The 19,065-nt window shown below is 39.1% G+C and carries 16 protein-coding genes; 1 reads left to right on the top strand and 15 read right to left on the bottom strand.

All coding sequences use genetic code 11. The features are described 5' to 3' along the window. Position 1: 1 nt before the first annotated feature. The 8 genes from BR73_RS0114690 to BR73_RS0114655 all read right to left on the bottom strand — a co-directional run bounded on the left by BR73_RS0114690 (position 2) and on the right by BR73_RS0114655 (position 9,161). Positions 2-781: an ABC transporter permease subunit gene (locus BR73_RS0114690; protein WP_033166149.1), complete on the bottom strand. Its 780-nt coding sequence runs from the start codon at positions 779-781 to the stop codon at positions 2-4. Beyond that, a complete protein-coding gene (locus BR73_RS0114685) occupies positions 774-1,697 on the bottom strand; it encodes an ABC transporter ATP-binding protein (protein WP_033166148.1) in 924 nt (307 codons plus the stop codon). Before BR73_RS0114685 ends, BR73_RS0114690 begins: the two co-directional genes overlap by 8 nt. Before the next feature lie 146 nt (positions 1,698-1,843). Next, the gene (locus BR73_RS0114680; RefSeq protein ID WP_033166147.1) at positions 1,844-2,533 is read right to left on the bottom strand and encodes a response regulator transcription factor; all 690 of its coding nucleotides are present in this window, start codon (positions 2,531-2,533) and stop codon (positions 1,844-1,846) included. A 605-nt stretch (positions 2,534-3,138) separates the two neighbouring features. Continuing rightward, a complete protein-coding gene (locus BR73_RS0114675) occupies positions 3,139-4,188 on the bottom strand; it encodes a substrate-binding domain-containing protein (protein ID WP_033166146.1) in 1,050 nt (349 codons plus the stop codon). A 15-nt stretch (positions 4,189-4,203) separates the two neighbouring features. Continuing rightward, positions 4,204-5,802, bottom strand: coding sequence for a response regulator (locus BR73_RS0114670; RefSeq protein ID WP_033166145.1), 1,599 nt, complete (start codon positions 5,800-5,802; stop codon positions 4,204-4,206). A 198-nt stretch (positions 5,803-6,000) separates the two neighbouring features. Next, positions 6,001-7,581 (bottom strand): histidine kinase, encoded by a 1,581-nt coding sequence (locus tag BR73_RS0114665; protein ID WP_033166144.1) that lies wholly within the window; start codon positions 7,579-7,581, stop codon positions 6,001-6,003. Next, on the bottom strand, positions 7,578-8,579 hold the full coding sequence (locus tag BR73_RS0114660; protein ID WP_242860728.1) for a sugar ABC transporter substrate-binding protein: 1,002 nt from the start codon (positions 8,577-8,579) through the stop codon (positions 7,578-7,580). The genes BR73_RS0114665 and BR73_RS0114660 overlap by 4 nt, the downstream gene beginning before the upstream one ends. 69 nt (positions 8,580-8,648) lie before the next feature. Continuing rightward, positions 8,649-9,161, bottom strand: coding sequence for a hypothetical protein (locus tag BR73_RS0114655; protein ID WP_033166142.1), 513 nt, complete (start codon positions 9,159-9,161; stop codon positions 8,649-8,651). Between the two features lie 482 nt (positions 9,162-9,643). Between BR73_RS0114655 and BR73_RS0114650 the strand changes: the two genes are divergently transcribed. Continuing rightward, the gene (locus BR73_RS0114650) at positions 9,644-10,741 is read left to right on the top strand and encodes an aldo/keto reductase (RefSeq protein WP_033166141.1); all 1,098 of its coding nucleotides are present in this window, start codon (positions 9,644-9,646) and stop codon (positions 10,739-10,741) included. 254 nt (positions 10,742-10,995) lie between these two features. Here the strand turns inward: BR73_RS0114650 and BR73_RS0114645 are convergent, their stop codons facing one another. The 7 genes from BR73_RS0114645 to BR73_RS0114615 form a co-directional block, all read right to left on the bottom strand. Further along, positions 10,996-11,829 carry a patatin family protein gene (locus tag BR73_RS0114645; protein WP_033166140.1) on the bottom strand — a complete coding sequence of 278 codons (834 nt, stop codon included), beginning with the start codon at positions 11,827-11,829 and terminating at the stop codon, positions 10,996-10,998. Between the two features lie 124 nt (positions 11,830-11,953). Continuing rightward, positions 11,954-12,508 carry a metalloregulator ArsR/SmtB family transcription factor gene (locus tag BR73_RS0114640; protein ID WP_033166139.1) on the bottom strand — a complete coding sequence of 185 codons (555 nt, stop codon included), beginning with the start codon at positions 12,506-12,508 and terminating at the stop codon, positions 11,954-11,956. Continuing rightward, a complete protein-coding gene (locus BR73_RS0114635; protein WP_033166138.1) occupies positions 12,505-12,912 on the bottom strand; it encodes a hypothetical protein in 408 nt (135 codons plus the stop codon). Before BR73_RS0114635 ends, BR73_RS0114640 begins: the two co-directional genes overlap by 4 nt. 594 nt (positions 12,913-13,506) lie before the next feature. After that, positions 13,507-14,529, bottom strand: coding sequence for a glycoside hydrolase family 130 protein (locus tag BR73_RS0114630; RefSeq protein WP_033167468.1), 1,023 nt, complete (start codon positions 14,527-14,529; stop codon positions 13,507-13,509). Positions 14,530-14,650: 121 nt separating this feature from the next. Further along, positions 14,651-16,108 carry a hypothetical protein gene (locus BR73_RS0114625; protein ID WP_033166137.1) on the bottom strand — a complete coding sequence of 486 codons (1,458 nt, stop codon included), beginning with the start codon at positions 16,106-16,108 and terminating at the stop codon, positions 14,651-14,653. Between the two features lie 38 nt (positions 16,109-16,146). Then, positions 16,147-18,006 (bottom strand): hypothetical protein, encoded by a 1,860-nt coding sequence (locus tag BR73_RS0114620; RefSeq protein WP_033166136.1) that lies wholly within the window; start codon positions 18,004-18,006, stop codon positions 16,147-16,149. A gap of 54 nt (positions 18,007-18,060) precedes the next feature. Beyond that, positions 18,061-19,053 (bottom strand): carbohydrate ABC transporter permease, encoded by a 993-nt coding sequence (locus BR73_RS0114615; RefSeq protein ID WP_033166135.1) that lies wholly within the window; start codon positions 19,051-19,053, stop codon positions 18,061-18,063. Positions 19,054-19,065 lie beyond the last annotated feature (12 nt).

Genomic DNA, 19,065 nt, shown 5'->3' with positions numbered 1-19,065 from the left:
GTTACTTAATTTCTTTCTTTTTAAACAATACAAAACCTATTACAGAAACAATAATTATCTCAACGCAAGCTATTAGCCAGTAGTACCCATACCCGTTTCTTCCTCCCCATAAAAGTATGGGCTGAAACTTTTCCATATCAAATCCAAGATAATAAATCATATTCCATGGAAGAAGCTTTGCCAGTTCCATAAAAAATGTAAATTTCATACCTAACATATTGCATACTAAAGGGAATGCCAGGAGTAATCCCACGGAAGCTGCATTACTTGCCCCTGTACTCTCAATAGTAAATAAAAAACTGTTGGTAATTGCTATAGCAACTAAGAATAATGGAAACGCTGCCGCACAAGCTTTTAGCAGAAGCAACATATAGTCCACACCGGAATTGTCAAGGAGCAGGTAAGCAAAGCCGATATCTAAGGCTCCAATAATTACAAAAGCCAGGATGGAATATACAACTTCAACTATTAACTTGCCAAAAAATATATCACCTCTGGAAATACCGTAGGATACACTGTTCTTCATGGTATGATTTGTATGCTCATTTCCAAAAACCATGGCTGTTATTGCTATACATAAGATAAACACTATAGGAAAATTACTGTAGAACATACTTAAGGCAAACTTTGTCGTTGCATAAGGAAAGTTTTTCTCGGAAGCCTTTACCATTGTCAGGACTACATTGGAACTGACTAATAAACCTGAACACAGCAAAATAAAAAGATAGGTCCATTTATTGCGAAAAATGCGGAAATATTCACTTTTAATATAACTAATCATTACTTTCTCCTCCCACCAGCTGTATAAAATAATTCTCAAGATTAATCTCCTTCACCATCAGGGACAGAAGGCCTATGCCGTTTGTAACAGCCAGTTCACTAATCTTTTTCGGTTGATCGAGATACTCATAAATATGAATAGCATAATCCGGTGTTAACTTGTAGGAGTGGCAATTTAATTTCGTTTCTAAAAGAGCGGTCATTCGCTCTACATTGTCTACTTTAAGTTCAATATATTTATTGCATTCCTTGGATAAGTCTTCTGCCGAGAGCTGCTTTATTAATTTACCGTTATCAATAAAACCATAATAATTAACAAGATTTGAAAGTTCACTTAATATATGACTGGATATTACTATTGTAATGTTCTTTTCCTGATTGAGTTTAAAAAGAAGATTACGGATTTCAACGATACCGAAAGGGTCAAGACCATTAATCGGCTCATCCAGTAAGAGTAACTCCGGTCTGTTCATAAGTGCCAGGGCAAGTCCCAGTCTCTGTTTCATACCTAAGGAATAACTCTTATATTTTTTATTGGCGGCCTCTGTAAGACCGACTTCCTCCAAAGCCTCCGCAACACATTGCTTGCCGGGAATACCTCTTTGTATACGGTAATATTCCAGATTGTCTTTACCTGACATATAGGAATAGAAACTAGGGGTTTCAATAATCGCACCGATTCTTTTCCTCTCCTTGCATAAATCTGCTTCTGTACTTGCACCAAACAGTACCATCCCACCTTCTGTTGCATAAGACTGCCCTGTAATCATACGGAGTAAGGTAGTCTTACCCGCACCGTTCTTTCCTACAATTCCATAAATCTGCCCCTGCTTAACTTCCAGATTGATATCACTCACTGCAGCTATATTATTATATTTTTTCGTAAGATTTCTTGTAGCTAATATTACTTCCTGCACTTTATTGCTCCTCTCTATTCTTTCTCTCTTGATTCTTCCATTGGAAACTGTCTTGTTTACAGTAATCAGTATACTTATCTGATTTAAACAAGTACTTAAAAAAGTTTAAAGAAAGTATAAAGATGCAAAATAGTGCTAAGCTTTCCTTATAAAGCAGTATCCAGCTTAAATCCAATACCCCAAACGGTTTTAATATAAGAATCCTCATCAAAGTCTTTAATTTTCTTACGTATATTACTGATATGGACATTAATCGTATTATCCTCACCATAATATCCACTCTTCCAGATATCCTGATAAAGCTGTTCTTTTGTAAAAACCCGTTCCGGATACTTTAATAGCAGGTTTAGAATTTCGTATTCATGAGAAGTAAGTCCGATAAGATTTCCTTTTACAAAGACTTCCCTGGAAACAGGTCTCATCGTCAATTGCTTAAACGAAATCTCATTCTTATCAGGAATCTTAACTGCAAAATCCCTGCTCCTCCTAAGAAGAGCATCCACCCTGGCAAGAACCTCCTCTCTCTCAAAAGGTTTTACAAGATAATCATCCGCACCCGATTTTAACAGCTTCACTCTATCTTCCAAGGCACTCTTAGCCGAAATAATCATAATAGGAACAAAAGAAGATTTTCTGATATCAGCGACCAGCTCCTCCCCATTTATACCGGGAAGCATCAAATCCAGCAGAATTAAGTCAAAGGACTTCACCGACAGCAGAAGCTTCGCCTCCGATCCCGAAAAAGCAGCTGTCGTCTCATAATTCTCTTTCTCAAGATATCTGCATAAAATCCTGTTAATATCCGCATCGTCTTCAACCACTAAAATATGTGCCATCTATGTATCCTCCCAAATTACCAATAAACAAATGATAAATAGTTCATGAAATCCTCTGTAAATTCATAAATCATAGAATTTCTGACTAATCCATCCTTCCAAACTTATATAAATGAATACTATCATATTCCTCTTTATCTTTTTCCTTATAAACACCAAGTACATTTAAAACAATATTTATAGCCATATCCCCTTCTGGTTTACTAAAAATTCATTATTTTTTCATCCCAAATATATTTATTTCGCATCAATTGCAATTATATACAAGTTGAATACAGTTGATCAACCTCAATCCATACAGACTTTCATATAGCAAATAACCAGATGATTTAAAGCTCTGTTTAAGAATTTTGTATTGAGAGGTTCCATATGACACTTAAGCTGCAGAAACTGTGAAAAGGTGCAACAGTGCCACTGTCTGAGCTCAAAAACCTTTCACGACCACAAAGCAGCAGCGAGTTTGGCACTGTTGTACCTGCTATGAACAGCTTCTGCCGCTTTAGTGGAATATGGGTTCTCGAATAACAAAATGAATAAACAGAGCTTTAAATCATCGTCCGCTGCCACAACCTATATCATTTCACAAAAAGTTCAATTCCCATTCTTTATTCTGTCTGATAAACATCCTCATACAAATGAAATCCATCTTTGATAACCGTTTCATCAATATTATCCTTTGTCACAGCCTGAACCCCTATATAAATATACGGTACCTTATAATTTCCATCATCAATATAACCGTCACTCTGAATCTCATCTCCATTCTTTAAAGCAATGCAGACCTCAACAGTTTTTTCCACCAGATCCTTTATGGGCTTATAAACAGTAAGTGCCTGTTTCCCTGTAACGATTCTCTGGCAGGCAACCAGATCTGCATCCTGGCCGGTAACCTGTACCTGCTCTGCTATCTGCGCCTCAGACAGAGCATCAATTGCTCCCCAGGCCAGGGAATCATTACCGCAGATTACTGCCTTTACTTTATCTTTATAGCTTTTCAGCTCTTCTCTCATAAAATCATAAGCACTTTCTCTGATCCAGCCATCAATCCAGGTCTGATCCAGAATTTCAATATCGCCTTTGTCTATAAAGGGCTGCAATACAGACATTGCCCCCTCATAAAGCATCTTGCTGTTGCTGTCGTTTTCAGAACCGCCAAGTATAATATACCCGCCCCGGGGAACATTTTCCGTCAGATATTCAGCCATAATCTGCCCCACCTGGTGATTATCAAAGGATATATAGACATCTACATTGCTATTTGACACCAGTCTGTCATAAGAGATGACCGGTACCTTCTCTTCTTTGGCCGCTTTTACACATTTTGCTTCTGATACACTGTCATTTGGTGCTATTACAAGCACATCAATTCCCTGGCTCAGCATGGTTTTAACCTGTTCATATTGTAAATCAGAATCCTTGTTGGCATTATTTACGATTACTTCGATACCTTCCTGCTCCGCTTTCGAAATGAAGATATCCCTGTCCCTGATCCATCTGTCTTCCATCAGTGTCCCAAGAGAAAACCCAACCACAATCTTATCATCCTTTTCAGGCCGTATATCCTTCTCTGTTCGTTTTTCACATCCCGTTCCTGACATCAATAACGTTAAAACAAGGATAAAACTCAAAGCTCTTCCCCATAAGTGCTTCTTCATCCTTATACCTCCTCCTTAATTCCCAAACAGTTTTTTATATTCTGTGGGAGTGACACCGGTTACCTTTTTAAATATCTTTGAAAAATAGTTCGGTTCCATATAGCCTGTCATATAACAGACATCCTTAATGGAATATTCATCCTTTCGCAGCAGTTCCTTTGCCTTATCCATACGAATTTCTGTCAGTCTGTCGCTGAAATTAATACCTGCCTCTTCTTTATAGAACCTGCTGAAATAATAAGGACTTAAATTTACTTCTCTGGCTACCTCCTCTAAAGAAATTTCTCTGGCGAAATTCATCTCCATATAACGGTTCGCTTTTTCAATTATAGTATTTGCCTTAAGCTGTCTTCCTTCTGCCAGACGCTTAACTGTTCGTTCCAGGAAACTCCTGCTGATTGCGTAAAGTACTTCCTTTTGTTCCGTCCCGATAATATCCTTTAATACATCATAATAATTACCTGCTGCATTTTTCCAGCGGGCAGCAAAGCCTGTTACCAGCCCAATCATGCTGTTTTTGATACTTTCAAAGCTCATGGAATTATCTCTGGTCATCCGGTTAAATACCTCTTCAAAGGTCACCAGTACTCCCTCTTCTTCCTGCTCTGCTGCATGAAGATAGATCTCTTCCAACTGTTCTTCATAATCACTTTCTGAGTACTCAACCCTGTCCAGTATATCATCAACATGGAGAATCTGCGCTTCTTTACTTTCTTTTTCACCGGTTAATACCCCCAGAGCAAACAGGGATTCCTGATAGGATTTCCTGGCTTCTTCAATAGAGCTGTAATACCGGCCGATACCAATATAGATATCCGGATAGATTCTTATTGCTCTCTCGAGTATTCTTCCTGCTTCCTCAACGGAATGCTTCTTAAGCTCATATTCTTCAGCGTCATTCTCCTCAAAAACATATACAATAATACGGTTAAGCATAATTGGTCCAACAATGGCTTTAAGCCTTGACTGTATGATTTTCTTATATTCGCCGTACATTTTATCGCCGTATACACCGGCACCGATTTTGTTCTCTATCTTTCTGCTCTTTTTCTGACCTAATTCAATTGCCATTACATAACCGCTGCCTTTTGGTATGCCAAAGAGCTGGCAGTAGTTCTTAAGTTCCTCCGCTCCGCCGTTATAAAGACACAATGAATTCATAAAGCCGTTCTCCAGAACAGGAATTATCATCTCCATTCTTTCCTGCTGTTCCAGATTCTTCTGAATATTCTGCTTGCGGACACGAATCTGCTCCAGAGTAATTGCCATGGTCTCCTTTAGCTTTGCTTCCTTAACAGGTTTTAGCAGATACTCCACAACGCCCAGTGCTACTGCTTCCACAGCATAATCAAAATAATCAAAGGCAGAAATGACAATAAAACTCACATTGGAATTAGAGGCTTTTATTTGCTTTATTGCCTCTAAGCCGTTGATACCGGGCATATTTATATCCATTATAATAATATCCGGATGGAGATTGTAAGCCTTTTCAATTGCATCTTTTCCCGAGCGTGCACTGCCTACGATTTCTATTTCTTCAAAATTCCTGTTTAGCATATATATAACAGACTCTGCTGCTATGGGTTCATCATCAACTACTAATACTTTATACATCCTGTTAACCTCTTTCGTGAATATCAAATCTTTGATCTGACATTCCTGAATCTGTAGTTGAAAACGCTTTTTCTTTTTTCAACCTAAACTTATACCTGCCACTGTTATCTTTAGATAAAGCTCAAAAAGAAATGTGAGCAGAAATTATTTCTGATTTCCAAAACAGCTACATGCAGTTTACCGTTTAATTACCAACGGCTACATTTCTTCCTCTCTGCGATTTACAAAAGGCAGTGACAAAATAACTTTGGTTACCCCGTCTTTACTAATGATATTCATAACATTATAATCATCGTAAAACAGCCTCAGTCTTTTTAACACATTATCCATTCCGATACCGGTGGTATGACCTTTTTGCTTTTCGTTTTTCTCATGTTTCCATTTACGGTTCAGAATCAGCTGAATTGCTTCCTCGGGGAAATGATCACCGGAATTGGAGACTATAATTATTACTCTCTCCTTTTCTTTTCGAACGCTTAATTCAATGATTCCTCCCTCTTCCAGTTTGCTGATTCCATGGATATAGGCATTTTCTGTCAGTGGCTGAAGAGTCATTCTTGGGATTATAAAATCCTTTATCTCCGGATCCTCCGGAATGTCCGTGCGAAATTCGATGAAATCACCAAACCTGGTAGTTAATAAGCTCATATATGCCATAACATTGTTCACTTCATCGGATAAAGTCGCATTATAGTCCAGACCCTTTAAGTTATACCGAAAAATATCCGCGAAATTTTCAAGGTATTCACAAGTCACACTGTCTCCCTGAAGCATGGCTACCTTTGCTCCAATATTGATAGAATTGAAGATGAAATGTGGATTGACCTGAGACTGCAGTGCCAGCAGCTCCGCTTCATGCAGGGCATTTTTCATCTTGAGATTATCATATTTCTCCTGGATTAGTACTCTTTCAAGTCTTTCTTTTTCCTTCAGCTCATTGATATATTTCTTAATACTTCTGGTCATTTTACCAAAAGCCCTGTATAGTACCCTTATCTCACTGCTGGTGCCTTCCTCCGATATATCCACTTCAAAATTACCGGAGGATACTTCCTTGGCATAAGCTGACAATTTTGTGATCGGTCTTGTGATCTCATAACTGAACAGAACGATTAGCACAAGAATCAGTGCAAAACTTATGCCAAACATGGCATAACTTAGAATTGAACTTTTATCAGCTTCTCTTCGTATATCAATATATTTTTCAGCACTGTCGCTTAAATCAGTACTCATAATTTCCTTGATATAACTGCCGATGTAATTATATTCTTTTACTGCCTGCTGATAACCGGCAGTGTAATCACTTATTTTACGGTTTCTTTTGTCAACAATGGTTTCATCCAGTATTTTAAGATAATGATCGATCATACCTGTAAGATTTGTTATCCTTACACCACGGTCTGTATAGTCGGTATCCGCTTTTAAAATACTGTTATTGTAACTGATAGAATTGCTGTGATTATAAAAGGACTGAAGACTGTCTGAACTTCTGGTGGATAAATAGACCTCAAGATCACTTTGTATCTCATCCACTTCCTTGTACAAAGCAGTTAGCTCCTGGCTCTTATTCAGCAGATCAGTCATATCCTGCATCAACATTTGGGAGGAGATGTAATTATACAAGCCCACCAATATGGTAATAGCGGTCGCCAGCAGAAAGAAACTGGTAAGTTTGGTGCGGTAGGACAGATCTATTCTTTCCTTGCCGCTGACTTTAATGCTTAATTTACGGTATATTTTATTACTTCCTTTTCTGTCTGCTTTACCTCTTTCTTTCATTCCTCACCTGCCTGTCCTGTAATCTGATTATTATAATCAGCCACATTAGAGGCATCTATGGTATAAAGCGGTGTACTCTTATAGTCACTGATCTGCACACCGTTTAATACCTGCGCCAGCTGTTTCACTGTATAATACCCAATCTCATAAGCATTGGGGCATACTGTTCCATAGACAACCCCTCTTTCAACATAATCAAGGGTTAGAGGCATACTGCCGTAACCTACAAGCTTAATATCTCCTACCAGATTGTTATCTACCAATACCTGTGCAACACCGGGTGTGCTTTTTTCGTCAAGGCATATAATGACATCTGCATCCTTATGTTTTGAAATAATCGAGTAAGTCACTTTCTCTGCATCAAACATATTTTGCTTTAAGGTATAGATTTCTTCCAGCTGTACATCATTTACAGAAAAAGCCTCTGTAATCCCCTGTATACTTAAATTTCTGTACAGTACATCTCCTTCTTCTCCGGCTTCATTCATTATAACTACTGCTTTCGCACCTTTACCCACTGCCTCCGCTGCCATCTTACCAGCCATTGAACCGATAGTATAACTGTTTGAGGCTACTGTTGGTACCCCTGATATGTTATAACTGTCATTCTCATATACCACCAGAGGAATACCTTTTACTCTTGCTTCCTCTGCAATCTCACCGGTTCCGATAGCATCAGCGGGTTTTAAGGCAATTCCGTCAACCCCTGCATAGATACCCTTCTCAACAGCGTCCTGTATCACTTCACCGTCTTTACCGGTGATAGGTACAAATTCAGTATGAACTTTCATTTCTTCCGAAGCATCCTTTGCACCGTCTTTGAAATTAGTCCAAAAGTATTCGTCCGTATTCTGAACAAGTATCTGTATATGAAACCTGGCATCATTTTTATTGCTGATTGCATCGTTACTCTTATCGTCTCTGAATAAAAGCTGCCCAAACATAACCAGAAGAAACAGGAGCATGCCAAACAATAAGCCAAATATTCCCCGTAACATTTTCACTTTTGCGCCCTTCCTTCTATCTGAATCTACAGCGAGCCCTTCCTTCTCTCAAGCTGTCTGTCATTACTCCCTGCTCATAATGTATGGCTTGAAATCCTCCGTATCCACACAGAAGGCACCGGAGAATTGCTTAAGAATTTCATCAAAAACCCCACGTATTAATGTACTGTCCTCACTAACGGTTACTGTAAATACAGTTACAAACCCATGTTGATTCATAAATGCAATATCCTCTTTACTTTTGAACCCACCTGCCAAACCTTCAAAATCAATACTGTTTTTATCTCCCATTTCCAGAGCAAGTATATTCAGTTCCTCCCACAAATCCAATTCTCCAAGGTTTAGGGGCTGTAAATGCTGCGCTATATCTTTTGCTGTTACTTCCTGTTTACTCATAAAAAACCAATCGGTTATAGCTGCAGAGTTGCTGCTTTTTTTATTACTATTGCTTTTTGATAATTTATTACCGGTAGTATTCGTTTTGCTTATGCCAGCTTTTTTTGTGCTATATTCTACTTTTTTTTCGTTGTTTGATTCTCGTAAGGCTTCTGTTTTATTCGTTTTCTTTTTTATCATTTCCGTTCATTCCCTCTCTTAATTTCCTTCACAATAATACTGCTTGTACTTTTTCTTCATTATACTACTATTCTGGTAAAAGAGAAAGTCCTTTACTTACCGTCTGAAGTGGCTTTTAGTATCATATTCTCCATTGAGATTTTTTTTATTTATATGTTATACTATTATTGATACTATAAGTTGCCCTATATAGCATTAATAACCAGGCCTTTTTATAAACGGAAGAGGCAAACTGAAATTCAACTTATAGAATGAAAGATTCTTATGCAAATTTGTTGATCAGGAAATCTAAGGTGTGTCTGAGAACTACTTTTACTGTGCTGGAGGCTCCATTTCGTGGGATAAATTCGTACAATGCAGCAAATCGCGAGATGATGTATTGTGCTATGTTCCCTGAATTACTGCCAAGAATACCGCAAAGTGAGTTATTCAGTTCAGTACTATGAATTTTCAGACATGTCCTAATCAGACGGAGGTAGAAAATGTACTACAAGCAATACGGTAATACTGATATGAAAGTATCTGCCATAGGCATGGGTTGTATGCGCTATGACGATGAGGATGTAAAAGAAGAACTCTACGAAAAATGTTCAGAAGTTGTTTTATATGCCCATGAAAAAGGCATAAACTATTTTGATACTGCACCTTTTTATTGTAATGATAAAAGTGAAATGATAACAGGACTTGCACTATCCCAACTGCCCAGAGACAGCTACTACATATCTTCCAAGACCAATCTGGGTACCATAGGAGGAAAAAGTACCAGAGATGCTTTTCGCAGCAGGCTTGAAACTACCTTAAGCAGATTAAAAGTGGATTATCTTGACTTTTATCATCTGTGGTGTGTTCTGAATCTGAACTCTTTTGAAAGCCAGTGTGAGTCTCTTTATGGTTTCTTTGAAGAGGCAAAAAGTGAAGGACTTATTCGAAACATTGTTTTTTCTTCTCATATGCAGGGGAATGAACTTGAGGATGCTGTTGCCGCTGATAAATTCAGGGGAATGTTAATTGGGTATAACGCTTTAAACTATCGTTTTCGTCAAACCGGTATTACAGCTGCTCATGAAAAAGGTATGGGTGTAGTTGTAATGAACCCCTTAGGCGGCGGTTTAATTCCTAATAATCCCAAAACCTTCGAATACCTTGCCGAGGGGACTGATCTGACGGTTGCACAGGCTGCCCTTAACTTTGTGGCATCCCATAAGGAAATCACCATAACCCTTTCCGGATGTACTACCAAAGAACATGTGGATGATGCCTGTAAGGCAGTAGAAAATCTGAAGGAAAGGCCTGCAAAGGAAATCTTTGAGGAATATGAAAATAAAGGCGTTGCCTTAAATAACCTTTGCACCGGCTGTGCTTATTGCAAACACTGTCCAAAAGATATAGATATTCCTAAATTCATGGATGCCTATAATGAAAAACTTCTCGGAAATAATATGTACGACAGAATTAACTATCATTGGCATATACCTGTAGAAATGGCAGCTGAATGTATTAAATGCGGAAAATGTGAAAAGTTATGTACCCAGCACTTACCCATTATTGACCGTCTGGCTGAAATTTCAAAAGGAGCTTAAGACAGCTCTTTGTTGAATGTTCAACCTATAAAATCCATGGATCACGTTATGGCTAAATAACCAGTCTAAACGTTGATACATGGATTTTTCTAAATAACAAAAATGTATAAGTTCACTTTTGAGAATATAATTTCAAAGTATTATTATTTAATACAATTGATATATTAAAGAAGCTTCACAGTACAATTTTAAGAGCCATCACCACACAATTTAAAGAGGCTACTGTTTAATTATAAAAACTTCACTGTATAATCTTACAGAAGCTTCTCAATTTCTTTTATCTTACTTACAGCCATATCATAACCATGGCGGTAATTCTTTTCCAGGGTATCCAAATCTTTTTCCAGGCTTTCAATTGGGTATTCAGGTCTTAATATTACAGCTTTTCCTTGCTTTTCGAGCTCTTCACAAAATGCAACGGTTTCATTATACATTTTGGGCCTGTCTCTTAATACCTCTACCATTGCAGGATATTTATTACGCAGCATCCTCATAGCAATCTTACTGTCGTTTCCCAGTATTCTTTGATAACCCTTTGGTCTTGTCAATATAATAAGATTTTTCTCATTGCCGTCAGCAATAGCTTTTCTAATAGGTATGGAATCAGTGAGTCCACCATCATAATACAGATTTTCTTTCCAATTAATCGCTGGAAAGAACATTGGCATAGCACAGGTGGCCTGTAATACAGTACATTTCTTATCCGTATCTTTACCATCCAAATATTCGACTTTTCCGGTATTGGCATTGGTTACACCCACCACCACTTTTCCGTCGTATTGGTTAAAGGTATCCCAATCAAAAGGATGTAGCTTATTAGGTATTTCATCGTAAACGAAGTCCAGTCCAAAGAGACTTTTGTATTTAATTAAATTTCTTGTACCTATATATCGCTTGTCTTTTCTGAAGTTAAGAAGTATATCCAGGTTCCTGCCTTTTTGTTTAGACACATAGGAATACCCAAAGCTTATGCCAGCTGAAACACCGATGCAGTAGGGAAACAAAATTTCATGTTCTAATAAAGCATCCATAATACCGGCACTGAATATAGGGCGGAAGGTTCCGCCTTCTAAAATGATTCCAGACATTTAAGTCACTCCTTTGCTTATAGTATTGTTATCTTTTAACATAAAGTATAACAGAATGGCAATGAATTAACAATGTTTGGAATTCACAGTAATTTCTTAATCAGCAGTTCAAAAATTGTCTTTCTTACTTTTCTTTTCGTTTATAGCTGTTATTTACCCGTTCAAATAAACCTTCTTCTACCATATATTTACGCAAGGTACAAAAGTCATCATGAAAATCCGCCAATATAAGATTGACTTCTTTCTCTTTATATTCTCTTTTATATTCAAATCTATCTGCCAGCTTATTTAGAATTATCTTACGTTTCTCCTTTTGCACCGGTATGCTTTTAAGTTTCCCTCTCTCAAAGAAGCTGTTGATAATTTTGTTCCGATATTTCAGCTCCCTCTCCATTTCAGCTTCATTTTCAGTAGCTTTACTTAATATCAGTTCCTCCAGTGTATTACCAAACACCTCCCTATTCACGTGGTATATCATATAGTATTGCTCTTTCTCAGAAGTCACCAGCCCGCTGTCCATTAATTTCTTTAAATGAAAAGATACTGTTGGAGGTGTCAGATCAAGCCTTTCTGCCAGAAGTTCTACATACATGGGTTCCTTGACCAGGTTTTTTACAATCTGAAGCCTGGATTTATCAGAGAGACATTTTAATAACTTGATAACCTGCTCTTCTGTCATAACTCTGCTCCTTCTAAACTTTGTAGAAACAGAGACTTAATAGCGGCAGCTGTTTCAAGTTTAATCGTTTCAATTAATCTGTCTTCTGTAATGTCATGATTTTCTGCGAAGGAAAGTTTTTCTTTCCATGGCATACTTATCCTCTCAATACAGGCAAGATACTCGGTCTTTAGTCCTGTCATATAATTTGAATCATAAAAATCTCTTTCCTTATCCAATTTATTAATGCTGGCCTGTAAACAGGAGAGAAAGATGTTATAGACATTCAGTCTGATTTTTTCAAAAACCGCCTCATCCTCCCGGTTATCTTTCTGCAAATAATTAACATTGGATATGATTCTCTCTTTTTCTTCTTCCATCACTTTGCGGTACTTTGTGATTTCTGTACTTTTCAATACCTCCATGTTGCCTCCGTTCCAACTTTTTTATAATTTGTATTTAAATTTTAGGGTGCTATTAATATCTACGGCCATAAATACCTAATAAATATGCACTTGACCATTCGCACCGAGCACCCGACGGGTGGCATGGGGTCGGGAACCCCATGCCACCCAGCAAGGTTAACAACACTCCTTAATTGATTTTTAAAGTAATTGAGAAATTACTGTCATTATAATCACGCAATTACAATAAGTCAATATATTTTTATAAACATCTAATCAAATAACGAATGAAAATTAGTATTCACTTCTTCCATATACATTTATTGAAACATTCATAAATCATAATATTCATAAATCATAATTCAAAGTTATAAGGCTTGTTTCTCTATGAGTGCAGGTATATTCCACAAAACACAAAGAACGAATACACCTATATAGATTAATGCTATCGCAAGGAAAAGCAAATTAATAAAAAGAAAGTTGAGCATATACAGAAAAAGGATTTTGCTCCATAGACACCTGATCTATTTTGCAAAACCCCTTACTATTATTTTAGAACTAATTATTATTACACTAGCTTCTCAATTACACTAGCCTCTCTATTACACTACGCTTCTATCTGTTACCAACTTCCGTATCACTTGCGGATACATTGCTATGTTCCTTGATATAGGCTATGATTTCATCAAATTTGGTGAAGGCCAGACCGACATAACTATCTGCTGAACCATAGTAAATGGCAATCTTTCCAGACTCTGAATCATGAATGGTAGCACAAGGAAAAATTACATTGGGAACAAATCCTCTCTCTTCATACCACTCCTCCGGCGTAAGCAGGAAGGTCTCACAACGATACTTTACGATGGAGGGATTCTCAAGATCCAGAATTGCTCCGCCAATGCTGTATACATAGCCATTACAGGTACCGCTTACCCCATGGTAGAACAAAAGCCAACCTTCACTGGTCTCAATAGGAGTTGCACCGCTGCCAATTTTTAAGGATTCCCACCAGTTACTGCCTCTTCCCATAACATGTCTGTGTTTACCCCAAAAAGTGAGATCCGGACTTTCACTAACAAAGATATCACCAAAAGGTGTATGCCCGCTGTCAGAGGGTCTGCTTAACATAACAAAATTTCCGTTGATTTTCCGGGGAAACAGCACTGCATTTCGATTATAAGGCAGAAATGGATTTTCCACTCTTTCAAAGCTTTCAAAATCCTTTGTTTTAGCCATACCGATTGCCGCACCGTAAAAATCCTGACACCAAATGATGTAATAGGTATCCTCTACCTTTACCAGTCTTGGGTCATAGGCATATAGCGGCATAAAGGATTTACCCTCACTATCCACAAAAGGTATTTTATTCTCATCAAAATCCCAGTGAATGGCATCCTTACTTCTACCCAGGTAGATATAAGGAATACCGTTCGTCTGCTCACCGCGGAAAACACCAATAAATTCATCCCCATAAGGCATGACCGCACTGTTAAATATTCTGGCAACGCCTTTTACGGGATTACGTCCAATGATTGGATTTTCTGTATATCTCCAAACCGGGGCATCCTTTAACCCTGCCGGACGTTCCTGCCAGGGAACATTTGGCACCGCAGGAGCTATCATTTTTAAATCGCTCATAAATTCCTCCATTCTACCTTTTTACAGGGCGGCACCCCGCCCTGTAATTTCTATTTGTATACGGCAGCGCAGCCGCTGCTTTATCAGAAATTTAACTACTGTTTCCGATATAATAAATTACTTACTTAAAATAGGCATCAAGTGCATCCTGTACCTGCTGTTTATAGGTTTCCTGGAACTGTGCAGGTGTGGTCTCCCCTTTGATCAGAGAGTGAAGATCGTAAGAGATACCCAGCTGATTCCAAAGCTCAAAGGTTTCTCTTCTGCCGACATCTTCCATAATGGAGAAATTCTCATTCTGTAAGGTTTCATCAGAAGCAGTAACTGCATACCACCAATACAGAGTCTCTTCATCATCTCGAACAGAAGTATCTCCGTCATACCAGTTCCACATATCATAAAGCACGTTGTAAACTGTTTCCGGATCTTTTACCCCTGCAGGTATAATATAGTATTCACCTGCTGATACTTTACCGGCATTGGTATCCTTATTACCGGAAGGACCTACCGGCCACTGAACATAGGCCGTATCAAATGCAAGGGTAGAGCCGTTTGCACCTGAGTAGTCATAATCTGCCTTATCTGCTGCAATCCATGCTGCAATAGGAAAGAAACCGATATTTCCTTCACGGTACTGTCCCCTCATGGTGGTAGCGTCGTCGCCGCTTTCAAAATCATAAGGATAGGCAACATTATATACATTGTACATATCTGACATCATCTGCAGAGCTTCACCCGTTGCCGCAGAAGAAAGCTCCTCTTTTTTGGTTGCCGCAACATGTGCACCGTTACTCATAAGCAGCTGCTCGAAGGTCTCATTTTGGAAACCGCAATAGCCATATTGATCTGTCTGACCGTCTCCATCCGAATCCTTTGTCAGTACCTTACAATATTCGATGAATTTATCCCAGGTCCACTCTCCTCGCTCATATAATTTTCTGGGATCTTCCAGGTTATTATCTTCCAGCATCTGTATATTAAAGCCTAAGGGATAGGTTGCTTCTATCGTAGAAGCTGCTTCTACCCTCTTTAGCAGTGTCGCTTTACCGTCACCCAGATCCAGGTAAGTTATATTCTTTTGTGTGGTAAAGAGATCGTTATCCGCCGGAAGAACAGTTTTCATATCAGTAGCCAGACCGTTAAGTGCTGCCGGTATACCAAACGCCAGCTCTACCAGGTAAATATCACAATCAGGTGTACCTGCAAGAATGGAATTATTAATAGATTCCTGAACTCCTGCATAAGTCAGGTTTTTCCAGAAGAAATCTACATTGTATTTATCATGAATCTTTTTTACATTATCAAATTTCAAATGTGCTACATCCAAACCTGAATACGAGGGATCATCCTCTACGGACTTATGGGAACTGTCATAGTATTGTATCCACCAGGTACCAATATTGATTGTTCTTTTTTCACCAGTATTGTTCACAGGTTCTGTTGTAGGTACTTCTGTGGCACTTTCTGTGACTTCGCTGCTGGAGGGAGTGTCTTTCTCAGTCTTTTTACTGCATCCAAACATTGATACGACCATCATAACAGATAAGCAAAGAGCTATTACTTTTTTCAAATTTTTCATTATTCCATATCCTCCTTCAATGTCCCCTTGTCTTGCCATTATTTAGCGGCCTGGCCTACGCTTACGCTGTATACTTCCCAGGGCGTATCCGATTCACATTGCATCACAGTTCCCCAGGTGGATTTGTCTTCTCCGCAGAACTTTGCAATCTGTTCATAGGTTATTTGAGCAATTCCATCACTGTTTGCTGCCTGCCCATTGGTACCATCACCAACTCTCATCCAGCCTGCCGCCGCTCCCGGCATTACCAGCCACAGTTTTCCTGATTCACTGGTGTATTTAACAGAAACTACTGAACCTGGTACTAAGGCATCCAGGATTTCCTGAGGCATATCAAAGCCATTTTGAGCCCAGGCATCTGCTTTGCAGGCGAAATCTTTAAATTCCACCACATTGTTCAGCATGTTCATGGCAGAAGCTGTTCCTACCCTTACACCATATACTTCCCAGGGCGTATCGGATTCGCACTGCATTGTAAGACCCCAGGCAGACTTATCCTCACCGCAGAATTCTGCAATCTGTTCGTAGGTAATGTAACTCTTGCCATTATAACTTACAGCTGAACCATTGGTACCATCACCAACTCTCATCCAGCCAGCGGCTGCTCCGGGTATTACTAACCACAGCTTGCCGGATTCACTGGTATAACTTACTTCAACAACGGAACCAGGTACCAGGGCATCTACAATTTCCTGGGGCATGTCAAAACCACTCTGTGCCCAGGCATCTGCTTTGCAGGCGAAATCTTTGAATTCCACCGGATTGGATAAACCATATACCGTTGATTTTGTGCCAACCTTCACACTGTAAACTTCCCAGGCACCGGAAGCCTCACATTGCATGGTAGTACCCCAGGCAGCTTTGTCTTCTCCGCAGAACTCAGCTATCTGCTCATAGGTAATCTGCGCAACGTTTTTAGAGTTGTTAATATAAGCTTTACTATTGGTACCATCTCCGACTCTCATCCAACCTGCAGCTGCTCCGGGAATAACCAGCCACATATCACCATTTTCACTGGTATACTCAATTTCCACTACAGAACCGGGTACCAAAGCATCGATTATTTCCTTCGGCATTTCAAAACCGTTCTGTGCCCAGCCGGCTCCCGTACAAGCAAATCCTTCAAAGTTCACGGCATTTGTAACTGCTGCCAGATTGGACAGATCGATACCTGTACTTTCAAAGCCTTTGGGCGGAGCAAAAGCAACTGAGCTGTTTGCTGTCAATACATTACCGGAAGCATCCAGGAAACGGATATCATCGATATACATGGTAGCATTTCCATTTCCTTCTGTTACGCCATTATCTGTCTTAAGGCATATAATAAAGATATTGCCGGCATCTGCTATGAACTCTTTTCCGGTATCCAGCTTCGCAACTGCTTTGTTTGGATTTTTGGTATCCAGATATACAGACCAGTCATATTTGGTCTCTTCAAGCTTTTCACCGGTCCAGGTAAGAATATTTCCGGAAGAAGCACTGAAACTGCCGTTACCATATGCTGTTCCGATAGTCATCTCCAAAGCAGCCACTTTCGTAACATCAGCTCCCAGCAGGCTGGTAGCATCAAATCCAACATAAGGAACCTTTCCCTCCATATTCTTTACCTGCAGAGCTTTACTTCCGTTGTAATCTACAATTGACAGTTCCGAATTATCTGCATCAGCAGACTGGGTATACAAAGAAACAAACCCCATATTACCGTCTTCAAAATCCAGGCTTGCCGTTACCGTTTCCTGAACAGGCTCTGTCTCCGGTTCCGGTGTAGAGGTCACTTCCTGAACAATCTCGTTCTTTACATCTGCATCCGTTTTCTTCGTACCGTCACCTTTACAGCCCACCAAAGCCAAAGCCATGGTGCCCACCAGCAGGCAGGCTAAAATTTTTTTGTTCTTCACCTTTTTCACTCCTCCTTTTAAGATAAAAGTTAATAGCTTCCAGGCAAGAGAAAACTACCCCACAATACCGCTTCTCTCCACACCCTCTATAAAGTATCTCTGTAGTAACAGATAGATAATCAATATAGGCAAGATAACTAATATAATGCCGGCATTCAGATATAATTCCTGTATGGCTGTATCCAGGATCTTATAATCGTTTGCTATGGTTGCCTGCAAAATAGAGATCTTTTTACTGATTACCACATCCTCACTAATCAAAAATAACTTCGCAAAAAAAGTATCATTGAACTGCCATACCATTGAGAACACTGCTACGGTTATGACAGCCGGTGTAGCGTTTACCAGCATAATCTTAAAATAGGTATACCAAACGCCTGCACCATCTACAAATGCTGCCTCCTCTATTTCCTTGGGAAGCCCTCTGAAAAATTGATTGAAGATATAAATATATAAACCTGACCTCAACCCGCACCCCAGAGCTGTCATAATATACATAGGGACCGGGGTACCCATGAGGTTAATCGACGAACCTGTTAGTGCAGTGGCAATGCCAAATGGATCAAACTGTCGGAAGGTTATGTATAACGGCAACATAATTGTGTGTACAGGGATAACGATCATCACCACCACACAGCCAAACAAAAGCTTCTTAAAAGGAAAATCAAATCTTGCAAAACCATATCCCACCATAGAGCATACAAGAATTTGCAGCAGCATCAGGGATAAGGTGTAAAGGAGATCCCTTGCCATGGTAGGCAGATAATCAAGGGACTCATAAACAAGCCGGTACCTTTCCAGCGTTGGAAATTGCGGTAATACAAATACCATTGGATTGTAAGCATCCCGATCTGAGGAAATGGAGTTTACTATCATGCCGATGACTGGCGACAGGATTACATATCCAACTCCAATCAATATGGCAATTCTTGATACACTGATCAGGAACTTCTTTACATTACTAAGAAGGCTTTTACCCTGATCTTTGTCACTTGCTATAGCTTTAAGCCTAAGGAAACCATCTGTTAAGGCAGAATTTTTTATCATGATATGCTTCTC

It is taken from the genome of Clostridium sp. KNHs205 (assembly GCF_000702945.1).
Taxonomy (GTDB): Bacteria; Bacillota; Clostridia; order Lachnospirales; family Lachnospiraceae; genus Anaerocolumna.
The sequence above is the reverse complement of the archived record's forward strand: the minus strand, read 5'-3'. Positions and strand labels throughout refer to the sequence as shown.